17 protein-coding genes are annotated in these 15,481 nt (G+C 63.1%); 15 read left to right on the top strand and 2 right to left on the bottom strand.

Going from position 1 to position 15,481, the window contains the following annotated elements:
* Positions 1-19: 19 nt before the first annotated feature.
* On the bottom strand, positions 20-739 hold the full coding sequence (locus tag LJ656_RS20570) for an SAM-dependent methyltransferase (RefSeq protein WP_230511210.1): 720 nt from the start codon (positions 737-739) through the stop codon (positions 20-22).
* A complete protein-coding gene (locus LJ656_RS20565) occupies positions 736-1,353 on the bottom strand; it encodes a Maf-like protein (RefSeq protein ID WP_230511209.1) in 618 nt (205 codons plus the stop codon). The genes LJ656_RS20570 and LJ656_RS20565 overlap by 4 nt, the downstream gene beginning before the upstream one ends.
* 286 nt (positions 1,354-1,639) lie before the next feature.
* Between LJ656_RS20565 and LJ656_RS20560 the strand changes: the two genes are divergently transcribed.
* The 15 genes from LJ656_RS20560 (at position 1,640) to lepA (ending at position 15,480) form a co-directional block, all read left to right on the top strand.
* Positions 1,640-2,284 carry a DUF177 domain-containing protein gene (locus tag LJ656_RS20560; protein WP_230511208.1) on the top strand — a complete coding sequence of 215 codons (645 nt, stop codon included), beginning with the start codon at positions 1,640-1,642 and terminating at the stop codon, positions 2,282-2,284.
* A 100-nt stretch (positions 2,285-2,384) separates the two neighbouring features.
* Positions 2,385-2,564 (top strand): 50S ribosomal protein L32, encoded by a 180-nt coding sequence (gene rpmF, locus LJ656_RS20555; protein ID WP_006401275.1) that lies wholly within the window; start codon positions 2,385-2,387, stop codon positions 2,562-2,564.
* 123 nt (positions 2,565-2,687) lie between these two features.
* Positions 2,688-3,794: a phosphate acyltransferase PlsX gene (gene plsX / locus LJ656_RS20550; protein WP_230511207.1), complete on the top strand. Its 1,107-nt coding sequence runs from the start codon at positions 2,688-2,690 to the stop codon at positions 3,792-3,794.
* Positions 3,794-4,783 carry a beta-ketoacyl-ACP synthase III gene (locus tag LJ656_RS20545; protein ID WP_075301861.1) on the top strand — a complete coding sequence of 330 codons (990 nt, stop codon included), beginning with the start codon at positions 3,794-3,796 and terminating at the stop codon, positions 4,781-4,783. Before plsX ends, LJ656_RS20545 begins: the two co-directional genes overlap by 1 nt.
* 118 nt (positions 4,784-4,901) lie before the next feature.
* Positions 4,902-5,837, top strand: coding sequence for an ACP S-malonyltransferase (gene fabD, locus LJ656_RS20540; protein WP_230511206.1), 936 nt, complete (start codon positions 4,902-4,904; stop codon positions 5,835-5,837).
* A 119-nt stretch (positions 5,838-5,956) separates the two neighbouring features.
* A complete protein-coding gene (gene fabG / locus LJ656_RS20535) occupies positions 5,957-6,706 on the top strand; it encodes a 3-oxoacyl-ACP reductase FabG (protein WP_230511205.1) in 750 nt (249 codons plus the stop codon).
* Positions 6,707-6,857: 151 nt separating this feature from the next.
* Complete coding sequence (acpP, locus tag LJ656_RS20530; protein ID WP_004197638.1) at positions 6,858-7,097, top strand: acyl carrier protein; 240 nt, start codon at positions 6,858-6,860, stop codon at positions 7,095-7,097.
* Positions 7,098-7,353: 256 nt separating this feature from the next.
* Entirely contained in the window at positions 7,354-8,592 is a 1,239-nt protein-coding gene (gene fabF / locus LJ656_RS20525) for a beta-ketoacyl-ACP synthase II (protein WP_075301855.1), read from the top strand.
* A gap of 71 nt (positions 8,593-8,663) precedes the next feature.
* Entirely contained in the window at positions 8,664-9,137 is a 474-nt protein-coding gene (locus LJ656_RS20520) for a hypothetical protein (protein ID WP_230511204.1), read from the top strand.
* Between the two features lie 101 nt (positions 9,138-9,238).
* Complete coding sequence (rpoE, locus tag LJ656_RS20515) at positions 9,239-9,838, top strand: RNA polymerase sigma factor RpoE (protein ID WP_062127831.1); 600 nt, start codon at positions 9,239-9,241, stop codon at positions 9,836-9,838.
* 95 nt (positions 9,839-9,933) lie between these two features.
* Positions 9,934-10,545 carry a sigma-E factor negative regulatory protein gene (locus LJ656_RS20510; protein ID WP_230511203.1) on the top strand — a complete coding sequence of 204 codons (612 nt, stop codon included), beginning with the start codon at positions 9,934-9,936 and terminating at the stop codon, positions 10,543-10,545.
* Between the two features lie 4 nt (positions 10,546-10,549).
* A complete protein-coding gene (locus LJ656_RS20505; RefSeq protein WP_230511202.1) occupies positions 10,550-11,593 on the top strand; it encodes a MucB/RseB C-terminal domain-containing protein in 1,044 nt (347 codons plus the stop codon).
* 37 nt (positions 11,594-11,630) lie between these two features.
* Positions 11,631-13,157, top strand: a complete 1,527-nt coding sequence (locus LJ656_RS20500) for a DegQ family serine endoprotease (protein WP_230511201.1) — start codon at positions 11,631-11,633, stop codon at positions 13,155-13,157.
* Positions 13,154-13,423, top strand: a complete 270-nt coding sequence (locus tag LJ656_RS20495) for a glutaredoxin family protein (RefSeq protein ID WP_230511200.1) — start codon at positions 13,154-13,156, stop codon at positions 13,421-13,423. Before LJ656_RS20500 ends, LJ656_RS20495 begins: the two co-directional genes overlap by 4 nt.
* A gap of 263 nt (positions 13,424-13,686) precedes the next feature.
* On the top strand, positions 13,687-15,480 hold the full coding sequence (lepA, locus tag LJ656_RS20490) for a translation elongation factor 4 (protein WP_230511199.1): 1,794 nt from the start codon (positions 13,687-13,689) through the stop codon (positions 15,478-15,480).
* The last annotated feature ends 1 nt before the right edge of the window (position 15,481 follow it).

The following is a 15,481-nucleotide window of genomic DNA, read 5'->3' as shown; positions in this document are numbered from 1 at the left end:
GCCGGTGGCAGCGCTCAGATCAGTTGCCCAGAATCAGAAAGATCGCCGGTCGCTTGTGCAGATCGATTTCCGGCTTCTTCTTCCAGTCGCTGACCGTGCGGCTGGCAATCGTCTCCGACGGCAGGGTGAGGTCGACCGCGACGCAGACGAGAGTCGATGGCGCGCAGGTCGCGAGCAGCGTGTCGAGTAGCGCGCGATTGCGGTACGGCGTCTCAATGAAAATCTGCGTCTGCTTCGCTTTGCGCGACTGCTGCTCGAGATCGCGCAGGCGTTTCGCGCGCTCGGCCGCGTCGACCGGCAGGTACCCGTGGAACGCGAAGCTCTGGCCGTTCAGGCCCGATGCCATCAAGGCCAGCAGAATGGAGCTCGGCCCCACCAGCGGCACGACCTTGACGCCGCGCTCGTGTGCGCGCCTTACCAGCAGCGCGCCCGGATCCGCGACGGCCGGGCAGCCGGCTTCCGAAACCAGTCCCGCATCGGTGCCGGCGAGCAGCGGCGCGAGCAGCCGGTCGATCTCGCCGGCCGGCGTATTCACGTTCAGTTCGCGAATCTCGATTTCCTGGATCGGCCGCTCGGTGCCGACCTTTTTAAGGAACGCGCGAGTGGTTTTCGCGTTTTCGCCAATGTAATAGTGCAGCGACGCCGCGCGGGCGCGCACCGGCGCGGGCAGAACGAGTTCGAGCGCGCTCGCGTCGCCTTCGCCGAGCGTATTGGGAATCAGATACAGGGTGCCGCTCATTGCGCCTCCAGAAGTGGGTAGCCGGCCGTGAGCAGCATGCTCGTCAGCGCGATCAGCGGCAGGCCGACCAGCGCGGTCGGGTCGTCGGAATGGATCGCCTCGAGCAGCGCGATCCCGAGGCCTTCGGATTTGGCGCTGCCGGCCGCGTCGTACGGGGTTTCGGCGCGCAGATAGGCGTCGAGCGCGGCGTCCGGCAGGTTGCGGAAATGTACGCGAGTGATTACGTCGACGGTCTGCGCGTGGTCCGCGGCGCGATCGAACAGGCACAGCGCGCTATGGAACAGCACTTCGCGGCCGCGCATCGACTGCAATTGCGCGAGCGCCTTGGCGTGCGTGCCTGGCTTGCCGATCTGCAAGCCGTCGTAGGTGGCGACCTGGTCGGAGCCGATCACGAGCGCGGGCTCGCCGGCCGGGAGCCCGGCGGCGACCGCGCGCGCTTTGGCTTCGGCGAGGCGCAGTGCGGTCGCTTCGGGCGTTTCGCCGGGGAGCGGAGTTTCGTCGAGCGCGGGAACGACGACGTCGAACGGCACGCGCAGGCGTTCGAGCAGCTCGCGGCGATAGCGCGAACTCGACGCCAGAATCAGGCGTGGCGGGCGTTTGGGGGAATCGGACATGGATAACCGGCGGCTAGGGAGGCGGGTCGTACGGGGTCGCGCGGAGCTCGCGCGCGTACGGGCTTAAGTGTTTGACTCGAAAAGACAAAACGGATATGATTTCGGGCTCTTCACGGTATGCTTGCGCTAGATGGGCTTGCCGCGTTCGCTGATTCCAGCGGCTTGAAAGCCGCGGTAGCATTGAGCGAAAGCCTGATCCATCATGTTTTGCACACCGGTTTATCTCCGCGCCGGTTTTACCGTCGCGGATCACCCCGGCAACATGTTTGTCGACGCAGGAGCGCACATGACTCAACATCCTGGCAAACCTGCAGGTCTGTCCGACCCGCATGAACTCGATCTGTTCGAATTTACGCGGAGCGGGCGTCAGGCCGCGGGTGTCGTGCGCGTCTCGCAACTGCCGCGCATGTTAAACGAAGTCCCGGCGGAAGCGCCAGATCGCGATACCGCGTTCACGTGGCAGGCCGAAGGGGCGACCCAGCCGGAATTGCAGGACGACGGCACGGAAGGTCCCCAGCCTTATCTGAGGATGGCGATCCACGGTTCCGCGTGGCTCGAATGTCAGCGCTGCTTGACGCCGTATTCGCAGGCATTCAACGTCGATGCAACTTACCGGATCGTCAATACGGAGGCGGAAGCCGAAGAGTTTCCGCTCGACGAGGATGAAGTCGAAGTGATCGTGGGCTCGCGCCAGTTCGATCTCATCGACTTGATCGAAGAAGAGTTGCTGCTTTCCTTGCCGCTCGTGCCCAAGCACGAGGTCTGTCCGAAAGTGCACGAGAGTCTTGTCTCGGGTGTGGACGGCAGCGAAGGCGAGGGCGACGAAGCCGCGCAGGACGAAGCTGGCGATGCCGGCGAGCCCGAGCGGCGCAATCCGTTCGCGGCGCTCGAAAGTCTGAAGCGCGACGAGCCGGGCGGCAATAAGCACTAAACAGTTGCAGGGTGCGCGATGCGGGCGTATTGGCCATCTGGCCAGTGGCGGACACCGTATCGGGCTGTGTTAGAATTCGGAAAATTTTTAGGAGTTAGTCATGGCAGTTCAACAAAATAAGAAGTCGCCGTCCAAGCGCGGCATGCACCGTTCGCACGATTTCCTGACGGCAGCGCCGCTGGCCGTCGAGCCGAGCACGGGCGAAGTGCATCTGCGTCACCACATTAGCCCGAACGGCTACTATCGCGGCAAGAAAGTCGTCAAGACGAAGAACGACTAATCGTTCACTGCGTTGCGCCCTTTGGCGTTTCGCGTGGCGATCGGCTCGCTTGACATTTTCCCGGTTCGGCAAAAGGGCGGCATTCAACTGCCGCTTTTTTGTGTCTGAAATTCGTCGCACTCCATGACAGTAAAGCTCACGATCGATTGCATGGGAGGCGACCACGGCCCGTCCGTGACCGTTCCCGCTGCCGTCAACTTCGCTCGTTCGCATCCTGACGTGCAACTACTGCTCGTCGGCATTGAAAGTGCGATTCGTGCGCAGCTGAAGAAGCTCAAGGCTCAGGATCTGCCGGCGTTGACCGTCGTGCCTGCGTCCGAGGTCGTCGCAATGGACGACCCGGTCGAGGTCGCGCTGCGCAAGAAAAAAGATTCGTCGATGCGCGTGGCGCTCAATCGCGTCAAGGAAGGCGAGGCGCAAGCCTGCATTTCCGCCGGCAACACCGGCGCGCTGATGGCGGTCTCCCGCTATGTGCTGAAAACGCTGTCGGGCATCGAACGCCCGGCCATCGCGTTCGCATTGCCCAATCCCACCGGCTACACGATGATGCTCGACCTGGGCGCCAACGTCGACTGCGAGCCGCAGCATCTGCTGCAGTTCGCCGAGATGGGGCACGCGCTCGTGTCCGCGCTCGAGGGTAAGGAGCGGCCCACCATCGGCCTGCTCAATATCGGCGAAGAGGTCATCAAGGGCAACGACATCATCAAACGCGCCGGCGAACTGCTGCGTGCGAGTACACTGAACTTTCACGGCAACGTTGAAGGCGACGATATCTACAAAGGCACCGTGGACGTGATCGTCTGCGATGGCTTTGTCGGTAACGTCGCGTTGAAGACGTCGGAAGGTCTCGCGCAGATGCTCTCCAATATCATCAAGGAAGAGTTCGGCCGTTCGTGGCTCACCAAGGTGATGGCGGTGCTCGCGCTGCCGGTATTGATGCGTTTCAAGAAGCGCGTCGACCATCGGCAATACAATGGCGCCGCGCTGCTCGGCTTGCGCGGCCTCGTGATCAAAAGCCACGGTTCCGCCGATGCCTACGCGTTTGAGTGGGCCATCAAACGCGGGTATGATGCCGTCAAAAACGGCGTGCTGGAGCGCCTTGCGCGAGCAATGGAGGAGAACGCGGGTTCCCTCGAACAGGCGGCGCGCGACGCAAGCGGTGCGGGCAACGCAAGCCCCATTGCAGGCCAGCCGGCCGAGCCCTACGCTGCGCAATCCTCGAAGGCATAATGGCTCAATCCACAATCTATTCCCGCGTGCTGGGCACCGGCAGCTATCTGCCGCCGCAGCGCGTCACCAATCAGGATCTCGCCGAGCGTCTCGCGAAGCAGGGTGTCGAGACGAGTGACGAATGGATCGTCGCGCGCACCGGCATTCATGCCCGTCATTTCGCCGAGCCGGACATGACGACCAGCGACCTCGCGCTGATCGCCGCGCAACGCGCGATCGAAGCGGCGGATATCGATCCGCAGTCGATCGACCTGATCGTCGTCGCCACCTCCACGCCCGACTTCGTGTTTCCGAGCACCGCCTGCCTGCTGCAGAACAAGCTCGGCATCAAGAATCACGGTGCCGCGTTCGACGTGCAGGCAGTGTGCTCCGGCTTCGCGTACGCAGTCGCGACGGTGGACGCGCTGATCCGCAGCGGCCAGCATCGCACCGCGCTGGTGATTGGCGCGGAGACGTTCTCGCGCATTCTCGATTTCAACGATCGCACCACCTGCGTGCTGTTCGGCGACGGCGCCGGCGCAGTGATCCTGCAGGCGGCGGACGAACCGGGCGTGCTGGCAAGCGCGCTGCATGCCGACGGCAGTCACTCGAACATTCTGTGCACGCCGGGCAACGTGAACGGCGGCGTGGTCGCCGGTAGCGCGTTCCTGCACATGGACGGCCAGGCGGTATTCAAGCTGGCGGTCAACGTGCTCGAAAAGGTCGCGATCGAAGCGCTGGAAAAGGCGAATCTGACGCCGGACCAGATCGACTGGCTGATCCCGCACCAAGCCAACATCCGCATCATGCAAAGCACCTGCCGCAAGCTCGGTCTGCCGCAGGAGCGCATGGTCGTCACGGTGGGCGAGCACGGCAATACGTCGGCGGCGTCCATACCACTCGCATTCGACGTCGCAGTGCGCGACGGCCGCATCAAGCGCGGCCAGAACGTGCTGATCGAAGGCGTGGGCGGCGGCTTCACGTGGGGCGCGTCGGTTATTCGCTACTGAGCGTAGCCGCGCATCGCAAGGCACCGGTCACGGTGCCCGAGCGACCGGTGTGCGCCGCGCCCATCCGTGGCAGCGGCTCCCGGTCCTCTCATCCGACTAAACAGATTTTGGGGACGATATGAAATTCGCGTTCGTTTTTCCTGGCCAGGGCTCACAGACGGTGGGTATGCTCAATGCATTCGCCGATCACCCGATCGTGCGCGAGACGGTTCAGGAAGCCTCCGACGCCCTCAATCAGGATCTCGGCAAACTGATCGCCGAAGGTCCTGCCGAAGATCTCAATCTCACCACCAACACCCAGCCGGTCATGCTGACCGCCGCTTACGCGATTTATCGCGCGTGGCAGCAGGCAGGCGGCCCGGCGCCGGCGCTCGTCGCCGGTCATAGCCTCGGCGAATATACGGCGCTGGTCGCTGCCGGCGCGCTTGCGTTCCGCGACGCGGTGCCGCTCGTGCGTTTCCGCGCGCAGGCAATGCAGACCGCGGTGCCGGTCGGCGAAGGCGGGATGGCCGCGATTCTCGGTCTCGACGACGACACGGTGCGCGCGGTGTGCGCGCAAGCGTCGGTGGCGGGCGTGGTCGAGGCAGTCAACTTCAACGCGCCGGCGCAAGTCGTGATCGCCGGCCACAAGGCCGCGGTCGAAAAGGCCTGCGAAGTCGCCAAGGAGAAGGGCGCGAAGCGCGCGTTGCCGCTGCCGGTGTCGGCGCCGTTCCACTCGTCGCTGCTCAAGCCCGCATCGGATCAACTGCGCGAGTACCTCGCCAGCATCGACGTAAAGGTGCCGTCGATTCCCGTCATCAACAACGTCGACGTCGCGGTGGTCAACGAGCCGGCCGCGATCAAGGACGCGCTGGTGCGCCAGGCGGCCGGTCCGGTGCGCTGGGTCGAGTGCGTGCAGGCGATGGCCGCGCAAGGCGTCACGCACGTGATCGAATGCGGTCCGGGCAAGGTCCTTGCGGGCCTGACCAAGCGGATCGACGGCAATCTCACCGGTGCATCGGTGTTCGATCCGGCGTCGCTCGAGGAAACGCTGAAGCTGGTGACGGCAGGCTGAACGGGCCGTCTCGCAGGCGTCGATCGAGCCGGTGCCGCGACGCGACCCGTCGCGGCATGCTTCGGCATCCAGAACCAACAAGAATCAACGAGCCCTTTGAAGGGCATCCGGACTGACAGATGGAAAAGACTCTCGACAAGCAGATCGCAATCGTGACCGGCGCGTCGCGCGGCATCGGCCGTGCGATCGCGCTGGAACTCGCGCGCCAGGGCGCGACCGTAATCGGCACCGCGACCAGCGAAAGCGGCGCGGCGGCGATCACCGAAGCATTCAAGGCGGCCGGCGTGAACGGCCGGGGCGCGGTGCTCGACGTCAACGACGCCGCCGCGGCGGAAGCGCTGATCGACGGCACGGTCAAGGAATTCGGCGTGCTCAATGTGCTAGTGAACAATGCCGGCATCACCCAGGACCAACTGGCGATGCGCATGAAGGACGACGACTGGGACGCGGTGATCGACACCAACCTGAAGTCGGTGTTCCGGCTGTCGCGCGCGGTGCTGCGCCCGATGATGAAAGCGAAGGGCGGCCGCATCATCAACATTACCTCGGTGGTCGGTTCGGCCGGCAACCCGGGGCAGATCAACTACGCGGCCGCGAAGGCCGGCGTCGCCGGCATGACGCGCGCGCTCGCGCGCGAGATCGGCAGCCGCGGCATCACGGTCAACTGCGTCGCGCCGGGTTTCATCGACACCGACATGACGAAGGCGCTGCCCGAAGAGCAGCAGACCGCGCTGAAGACGCAGATTCCGCTCGGCCGTCTCGGCAGCCCGGAAGACATCGCGCACGCGGTTGCGTTTCTGGCGTCGCCGCAAGCCGGCTACATCACCGGAACGACGCTGCACGTGAACGGCGGCATGTACATGCAGTGACCGGATTCGGTTACTATCCGCGCCTTGATGCGTTAGTAAAAGCACGAGGCGCAAGCGTCGACAGGAACCCGATGCGCAGCTTTTTTGCCGGGTCAAACCTGATAAAATGCGCGCACCTGTATTTTTGAACTTCTTTTCCCTTGGAGGGGTAATGGACAATATCGAACAGCGCGTCAAGAAGATCGTCGCGGAACAACTGGGCGTTGCGGAAGCGGAAATCAAGAACGAAGCGTCGTTCGTGAACGATCTCGGCGCCGACTCGCTCGACACCGTTGAGCTCGTGATGGCCCTCGAAGACGAATTCGGCATGGAAATTCCGGATGAAGAAGCCGAGAAGATCACCACCGTTCAGCAAGCGATCGACTACGCTCGCGCGAACGTCAAGGCCTAAGGTCATTCGCGCCTGCGTTTCTGCACTGGCCGCGCATGACACCCTGCCGGGCCGCTTCGGCGCATCAGCAGGGATGACGCTTTTGGGCGTGTTCGTTGGATTACCATTCGCCACGCCGCTTGCCATGCAGGAGCCAGCGATGCTGACAGCGCAACTTTCCGCGTTATTGCCGACTTAAACAGCCACAGGGCACACAGGGCGGATTCCTGTGGCCGCTGTGGCTTTTGCTTTTGTCATCTATGAAAAAGGGGTTACCGTGAGCCGCCGTCGTGTTGTTGTTACAGGCCTGGGGCTGATTTCGCCTGTTGGCAATAATGTTGCCGATGGCTGGGCCAATCTGGTCGCCGGCAAGTCTGGGATTGCCAATATCACGAAGTTCGATGCGTCGAACTTCTCGACTCGTTTCGCCGGCGAGGTGAAGGGCTTCAATATCGAGGACTACATCCCCGGTAAGGAAGCGCGCCACATGGATACGTTCATCCACTACGGCGTGGCCGCGGGCATCCAGGCGATGCAGGACAGCGGTCTCGAAGTCACCGACGAGAATTCCGAGCGCATCGGCGTGGTGGTCGGTTCGGGCATCGGCGGTCTGCCGATGATCGAAATCACCCAGACCGAGCTGCTCAATCGCGGCCCGCGTCGGATTTCGCCGTTCTTCGTGCCGGCGTCGATCATCAACATGATCTCCGGCCATCTGTCGATCAAGTTCGGCATCAAGGGTCCGAATCTGTCGATCGTCACCGCGTGCACCACCGGTCTGCACTGTATCGGCGAGGCTTCGCGCCTCATCGAATACGGTGACGCCGACGTGATGATCGCGGGCGGCGCGGAATCGACCGTGTCGCCGCTGGGGATCGGCGGCTTTGCGGCGGCGCGCGCGCTGTCGCAACGCAATGACGATCCGGCCACCGCGAGCCGTCCGTGGGACAAGGATCGCGACGGTTTCGTGCTGGGCGAGGGCGCCGGCGTGATGGTGCTCGAAGAGTACGAACACGCGAAGGCGCGCGGCGCGAAGATTTACGCGGAAGTCGGCGGCTACGGGATGAGCGGCGACGCGTATCACATGACCGCCCCGCTCGAAGACGGCGACGGCGCACGCCGCTGCATGCTGGCCGCAATGAAGAACGCGGGCATCAACGGCGATCAGGTGAACTACCTGAACGCGCACGGCACCTCCACGCCGCTCGGCGACCTCGCGGAAACCACCGGCATTAAGCGCGCGTTCGGCGACCACGCAAAGAACATGGTCGTGAACTCGACCAAGTCGATGACGGGTCACCTGCTTGGCGGCGCCGGCGGTCTGGAGTCGGTGTTCACGGTGCTCGCCGTGCATCACCAGGTCTCGCCTCCGACCATCAACATCTTCAACCAGGACCCGGCCTGCGATCTCGACTACTGCGCGAACACCGCGCGGGAGATGAAGATCGACGTCGCGCTGAAGAACTCGTTCGGGTTCGGCGGCACGAACGGCACGCTGGTGTTCAAGCGCGCCTGATCGCCTGAACAGGGGTGACGCGTCATTCCACGACGCCGGCTGCGCCGGCGGATTGCCTGGGGCCGGCAACGTTGAGCGGAACGACGCAGCGCATTGCGCTGCGTCGTTCGTTCTCGCTGCGCGTCGCGTTGGGAGTGTTCGTGCTGATTGCGACCCTGGCTGTTTATACCGGCCTCGCGCCTGAACTCGGCGCGTGGCGGGCCATTCCGTTGACGTTCGCGAGCGCGATGCTGCTCGCACTGTGCGCGGCGCGCTATGACGCGGCGCAGCCGGCCGCGCTGCGGTTCGGTTCCGGGGAACTGTCCGCGTGGAATCGGGCGGGTGTGCTGCTCGCGCAAGGCCGCGTGGTCGGCTGTGCGCAGTGGAGCGGCCGTTTGCTGGTGCTCGCGCTAGAGCCTGCGGATCGCTCGCCGCGTATCCGCGCGGCCTGGCCGTCGCGGCGCGCGCAGGGGCGCTCCCGCACCGTGCTGCTCACTGCCGATGCGTTGCCGGCCACGGTCTTTCGGGAGCTTTCCGTGCTGGGCCGGCATGCGGCCGGCGCCTGACTGTAACGACTGTAACCGCTGTTACCGTAGTAACGTGCCCTCACGAGGGGAACGCTACAATGGTCCCCCGCCATGCGCCCTATAGTTAACGGATTTATCAGGTGAGCGAAAAAGAAATTGATCAGGTGCTGGTCGAGCGCGTCCAGAAGGGCGACAAGGCCGCCTTCGAGCTTCTGGTCTCCAAATACCACCGCAAGATTCTTCGCTTGATCTCTCGACTCGTGCGGGACCCCGCCGAAGTCGAAGACGTTGCCCAGGACGCCTTTATCAAGGCGTATCGCGCGTTGCCGCAGTTTCGCGGGGAGTCGGCGTTCTATACGTGGTTGTACCGGATTGCGGTAAATACCGCGAAGAACTACCTTGCCACCCAGGGCCGGCGCGCGCCGACCTCGACCGAAGCGGATGCTGAAGAAGCTGAAACTTTCTCGGACGCCGACCAACTAAGGGATATCAACACGCCTGAGTCGATGTTGATGAGCAAGCAGATCGCCGAAACGGTCAATGCTGCGATGGCGGTTTTGCCGGAAGAACTGCGTACCGCCATTACTCTTCGAGAAATTGAGGGTTTGAGCTACGAGGAAATTGCCGAGATGATGGATTGCCCGATCGGCACCGTCAGATCGCGAATTTTCCGCGCTCGCGAAGCCATTGCGGCAAAATTGCGTCCGTTGCTTGACACACCTGAAGGCAAACGCTGGTAAACGCGTATCGAGCGTCCAGCTTATCCCGGCGGGGCAGCGGTGCAATATCTGGATTAGTGGTGTCACTACGGGGTATTCGTAAGATGGGGAGCATCATGGGGTCGGTCTCGATGCAATCGCAAGCGGGCTCGCACGGCGAGCGTGTGTCCGCTTTTGTCGACGGTGAGCTGTACGACGAAGAGCATCTGAATCTGGACAAGTTTTTCGCGGAACTCGAAGGCGACGATCGCGCTGCGTGGTCGAGCTATCACCTGATCGGCGACGCGTTGCGTTCCGACGATCTGGCGGTCAGCCCGGCAAAAAGCAGCGCTTTTCTGAGCGGTTTCGCCGCGCGCCTCGAAAGTGAGCCGCATCTGCTGGCGCCGGCCGCTGCGCCTGTAGCGCGCCGTTTGCTGGGTTTGCGCCGTCGCGTAGTGCCGGCCTTTGCGGTAGCTGCCGCCGCCGCTACTCTGACCTGGATCGTGGTGCCGCAATTGCAGGGTGTGCCGGGCGGCCCGGGCACGCAGCTCGCGTCGGTTCAGTCGCGCGGCGACACGGTGCAGCGCGTGGCGATGGCTTCGGTGCCGTCGTCGCAAGACTCCAACATCATTCGCGACGCCAGCCTCGATCAATACCTCGAAGCCCACCAGCAGTTCGCGCAACAACCGGCAATGGCCGGCGCGATGCCGGTAATTCGCGCTGCGTCAGTCTCCACGCAAGGCCAATAGTTTGATGCAGACTTCGCGGTTCAATAAAACGACTATCTGGGGGCGGTTGCCGGCATTCCTGTTCTGCGCAGCCGTATTGTTGTCCGCCACACCGCGGGTCTTCGCACAAACAGCCGATCCGGCTGCCGTACGGCGTACGGCGGCGGAACTGCTCGATCGCATCCACCAGGCCGCCCAGCAGCAGAACTATGAGGGCGCGTTCGTCTATCAGCGCGGCGATTTCGTACAGACGTCGCGTATCGCGCATTACTTCACCCACACCGACGGCCAGTTCGAGCAGCTCGAAAGTCTCGACGGCAAGCCGCGCAAGATGTTGCGGCATAACGACGACATGTACACGTTCGTGCCGGAGCGCCGTCTGGTGGTCGTCGAAAAGCGGCAGAACAAGGACTCGTTCCCCGCGCTGCTAGCCGTCGATGGCGAACAGGTGCTGTCCGTCTACGAGCCGAAAATGCTCGGCGGCGACCGCGTCGCGGGCGTCGACAGCGTCGTGGTGGAGCTCGATCCGAAAGATGGTTATCGTTTCGCGCACAAGCTCTGGGCCGACAGCAAGACCGGTCTGCTGCTGCGCGCGCAAACGCTCGACACGAGCGGTCAGGTGCTCGAACAACTGTCGTTCACGCAAGTGCGAATCGGTGTGCCGGTGGACAGAGCCGGTATCGTCAACGGCATTCGCAATCTGGCGGGCTGGACGGTCGTGCGTCCGCCGGTCGAGCCCGTGGATCTGGCCGCGCAAGGCTGGCAGATCGCGCCGTCGGTGCCCGGCTTTCATATGATTCGCCAACTGCGTCGGCCGATGGCGTCGCGCGAAGCGGGGCAGCCGCCCATTCCGGTCGATCAGGCGGTATTTTCCGACGGTCTCGCGGCCATTTCGGTGTTCGTCGAGCCGGTGGAAAACAACACCCGCAAGGAAGGCACGGGCAACAGCGGCGCAACGCACGTTCTCGTCAAGCGCCAGGGGAACTTCTGGATAACCCTGCTCGGTGAAGTGCCCCAAACCACATTGCAGCAGTTCGCGTCTGCCATAGAATACAAAGCTCCGAAGTAACCCTTCCGAATCCTGAAATCCCTCGGCTTGTGACGATATGACGACTTTTTCGGTGCGCAAATTCCTCGCGGCCGTACTGGTAGCGGCTTGTTTGCCGCTCGTACCGCATATGGCGTCGGCGGCTCCCGCCGCCAATCTGCCTGACTTCACGGACCTCGTCGACAAGGTCGGCCCGGCGGTCGTCAACATTCGCACGACCACCCGTGTGTCGAGCGGCAGTTCCCGTGGCGGCCTGCCGCCCGGAATGGACGATGGTGATATGTCGGAGTTCTTCCGCCGGTTCTTCGGCATTCCTTTGCCGCAGTCGCCGCAATCGCCTGGCTCCCCGGGTACGCCGCGGGGAGGCGATAACGGTGGTGGCGGCGGTGGCGGTGGCGGTGGCCAGGATACGCCGGACAGCAACGATCCTGAACAGAATAGCGGGGTCGGCTCGGGCTTCATCCTGTCGGCGGACGGCTACGTGATGACCAACGCGCACGTCGTCGACGACGCGGACACCATTTACGTGACGCTGACCGACAAGCGCGAATTCAAGGCCAAGCTGATCGGCGTCGATGACCGCACGGACGTCGCGGTCGTGAAGATCAACGCATCGAACCTGCCGACCATCACGATCGGCGATTCGAACAAGGTGCGCGTCGGCGAATGGGTCGTCGCGATCGGTTCGCCGTTCGGGCTCGAAAATACGGTGACGGCCGGCATCGTCAGCGCCAAGGGGCGCGATACCGGCGACTACCTGCCGTTCATCCAGACCGACGTGGCGGTGAATCCGGGCAATTCGGGTGGTCCGCTAATCAACATGCAGGGCGAGGTGATCGGCATCAACTCGCAGATCTACAGCCGTACCGGCGGCTTCATGGGTATTTCGTTCGCGATTCCGATCGACGAAGCGATGCGCGTCGCCGATCAACTGAAGAGCTCGGGCAAGGTGGTGCGCGGCCGCATCGCGGTGGCGATCGGCGAAGTGACGAAGGACGTCGCCGACTCGCTCGGTTTGCCGAAGGCGCAGGGCGCGCTGGTCAGCAGCGTCGAGCCGGGCGGCCCGGCCGACAAGGCCGGCGTGCAGCCGGGCGACATCATCCTGAAGTTCAACGGCCATTCGGTCGACACCGCGACGGATCTGCCGCGCATGGTCGGCGATACGAAGCCGGGCACGAAGACCACGCTGACCGTCTGGCGCAAGGGTCAGACGCACGAGTTGCCGGTCACGATTGTCGAAATGCAGGCCGACAAGGTCGCGAAGGCCGATCAGAAGAAGCCACAGGCGCCGAAGCAGCGCGCGACCAATGCGCTCGGCATCGCCGTCAGCGACATTCCGGCTGATCAGCAAAAAGCGCTGAAGATTCACAACGGCGTGCAGATCGACGCGGTCGATGGACCGGCTGTGCGGGTCGGGCTGCAGAAGGGCGACATCATCCTGCGGGTCGGCGACACGGACGTCACGAGCGCGAAGCAGTTCGACGAGCTGACCTCGCATCTGGATCCGCAGAAGATGGTTGCGCTGCTGGTCCGCCGCGGCGAGAACACGCAGTTCGTGCCGATCCGTCCGCGCGCGCAGAAATGACGGGCATGGCATCGCTCACGCTCTATGGGCGCGCGTGGTGCCATTTGTGCGAGGACATGCGTGCCGCGCTCGAGCCGTTGCTGGTCGAATTCGGCGCGCAGGTGACGGTCGTCGACGTCGACACCGATCCGCTACTCGAAGCGCGTTACAACGAGCTGGTGCCGGTTCTGCTGTGCGAGGGCGTCGAACTGTGTCACTACCATCTCGACGAAGCGCGCGTGCGGGCCGCATTGACCGCCTATGCGCGGCGCGCGGCGGCGCCATGATGCGGCTTTGTACCTCGCGGCTCGCTGGTTCTGTCTGGCTTCGCTTCATCATCCGCGCTTGCACGTGCCGCGCGCATTGATTCACGCGCGAATTTGCCTGTGCTTGCGCTGAATTTCTCGCATCTTCTGCGCTGTCTAGCGGTCCGGCCTTCGCAAGATACGCCGGCCGATAGCCTTTTCGGCTAAAATAGATAGGTTTTCACCTACTTACAAGGCGTGCTCCGCTATTGTCCGGGCGCGCCTTTTCGCTTGATCGGCACTGAATGGATCATATTCGTAACTTCTCGATCATTGCGCACATCGACCATGGCAAGTCGACGCTCGCCGATCGCATCATCCAGATTTGCGGCGGTCTGTCCGACCGCGAGATGGAAGCACAGGTGCTCGACTCGATGGATCTCGAGCGCGAGCGCGGCATCACCATCAAGGCGCAAACCGCCGCGTTGACCTATCGCGCACGCGATGGGCGCGTCTACAACCTGAACATGATCGACACGCCGGGCCACGTCGACTTCTCGTACGAAGTCAGCCGCTCGCTGTCCGCGTGCGAAGGCGCGCTGCTGGTCGTCGATGCGAGTCAGGGCGTGGAAGCGCAAACCGTCGCCAACTGCTACACGGCGATCGAACTCGGCGTCGAAGTGGTGCCGGTGCTCAACAAGATCGACCTGCCGGCGGCGAACCCGGAAAACGCGATCGCCGAAATCGAGGACGTGATCGGTATCGACGCGACCGACGCAACGCATTGCAGCGCGAAAACCGGTCTCGGCGTCGAGGACGTGCTGGAAGCGCTGATCGCCAAGGTGCCGCCGCCCAAGGGCGATCCGAACGCGCCGCTGCAGGCGCTGATCATCGACTCGTGGTTCGACAATTACGTCGGCGTCGTGATGCTGGTGCGTATCGTCAACGGCACGCTGCGTCCGAAGGACAAGATCCGCCTGATGGCGACCGGCGCGCAGTATCCGGTCGAACACATCGGCGTGTTCACGCCGAAGTCGAAGAATCTCGAAGTGCTGTCGGCCGGCCAGGTGGGCTTCATTATCGCCGGCATCAAGGAACTCGCGGCCGCAAAGGTCGGCGACACGGTAACGCTCGTCGGTCAGCCGGCGTCGGAACCGTTGCCCGGTTTCAAGGAAGTGAAGCCGCAGGTGTTTGCGGGTCTCTATCCGGTCGAGGCGAATCAGTACGACGCGCTGCGCGACTCGCTTGAAAAGCTCAAGCTGAACGATGCGTCGCTGCAGTACGAACCGGAAGTGTCGCAGGCGCTCGGCTTCGGCTTCCGTTGCGGCTTCCTCGGATTGCTGCATATGGAGATCGTGCAGGAACGTCTCGAGCGCGAGTTCGACATGGACCTGATCACTACTGCGCCGACCGTGGTCTACGAGGTCGTGCAGCGCGACGGCACCACGCTGATGGTCGAGAACCCGGCGAAGATGCCGGAGCCGTCGAAGATCGAAGAAGTGCGCGAGCCGATCGTTACCGTGAATCTGTACATGCCGCAAGACTACGTCGGCGCGGTGATCACGCTGTGTACGCAAAAGCGCGGCACGCAGATCAACATGCAGTACCACGGCCGCCAGGTTCAGCTCACGTATGAAATTCCGATGGGCGAAGTGGTGCTCGATTTCTTCGACCGCCTGAAGTCGATCTCGCGTGGCTACGCGTCGATGGACTACGAGTTCAAGGAATACCGCGCGTCAGACGTCGTGAAGGTCGATATGCTGATCAACGGCGACAAAGTCGACGCGCTGTCGGTGATCGTGCACCGTTCGCAAAGCCAGTATCGCGGCCGCGAGGTGGCGGCGAAAATGCGCGAACTGATTCCGCGTCAGATGTACGACGTAGCGGTGCAGGCGACCATCGGCTCGAATATTATTGCGCGCGAAAACATTAAAGCGTTGCGTAAGAACGTGCTGGCAAAATGCTACGGCGGCGATATTACGCGTAAGAAGAAACTGCTCGAAAAGCAGAAGGCAGGCAAGAAGCGAATGAAGCAGGTGGGCTCGGTCGAGATTCCGCAAGAGGCTTTCCTCGCGATTCTGCGTGTCGAAGACAAATAAG

The sequence above is a fragment of the Paraburkholderia sejongensis genome (assembly GCF_020880815.1).
GTDB classification, from domain to species: Bacteria; Pseudomonadota; Gammaproteobacteria; order Burkholderiales; family Burkholderiaceae; genus Paraburkholderia; species Paraburkholderia sejongensis.
Note: the sequence above shows the minus strand (reverse complement) of the source record. Positions and strands in the feature narration are given on the sequence as shown.

Bases quoted from the DNA above. Each gene is read 5' to 3' on its own strand.
- rpmF (WP_006401275.1), top strand. From the start codon at position 2,385: ATGGCAGTTCAACAAAATAAGAAGTCGCCGTCCAAGCGCGGCATGCAC.
- plsX (WP_230511207.1), top strand. From the start codon at position 2,688: ATGACAGTAAAGCTCACGATCGATTGCATGGGAGGCGACCACGGCCCG.
- acpP (WP_004197638.1), top strand. From the start codon at position 6,858: ATGGACAATATCGAACAGCGCGTCAAGAAGATCGTCGCGGAACAACTG.
- LJ656_RS20570 (WP_230511210.1), bottom strand. From the start codon at position 739: ATGAGCGGCACCCTGTATCTGATTCCCAATACGCTCGGCGAAGGCGAC.
- LJ656_RS20545 (WP_075301861.1), top strand. From the start codon at position 3,794: ATGGCTCAATCCACAATCTATTCCCGCGTGCTGGGCACCGGCAGCTAT.
- LJ656_RS20510 (WP_230511203.1), top strand. From the start codon at position 9,934: ATGGGGTCGGTCTCGATGCAATCGCAAGCGGGCTCGCACGGCGAGCGT.
- LJ656_RS20565 (WP_230511209.1), bottom strand. From the start codon at position 1,353: ATGTCCGATTCCCCCAAACGCCCGCCACGCCTGATTCTGGCGTCGAGT.
- LJ656_RS20495 (WP_230511200.1), top strand. From the start codon at position 13,154: ATGACGGGCATGGCATCGCTCACGCTCTATGGGCGCGCGTGGTGCCAT.
- LJ656_RS20560 (WP_230511208.1), top strand. From the start codon at position 1,640: ATGACTCAACATCCTGGCAAACCTGCAGGTCTGTCCGACCCGCATGAA.
- fabG (WP_230511205.1), top strand. From the start codon at position 5,957: ATGGAAAAGACTCTCGACAAGCAGATCGCAATCGTGACCGGCGCGTCG.
- fabD (WP_230511206.1), top strand. From the start codon at position 4,902: ATGAAATTCGCGTTCGTTTTTCCTGGCCAGGGCTCACAGACGGTGGGT.
- LJ656_RS20505 (WP_230511202.1), top strand. From the start codon at position 10,550: ATGCAGACTTCGCGGTTCAATAAAACGACTATCTGGGGGCGGTTGCCG.
- LJ656_RS20500 (WP_230511201.1), top strand. From the start codon at position 11,631: ATGACGACTTTTTCGGTGCGCAAATTCCTCGCGGCCGTACTGGTAGCG.
- lepA (WP_230511199.1), top strand. From the start codon at position 13,687: ATGGATCATATTCGTAACTTCTCGATCATTGCGCACATCGACCATGGC.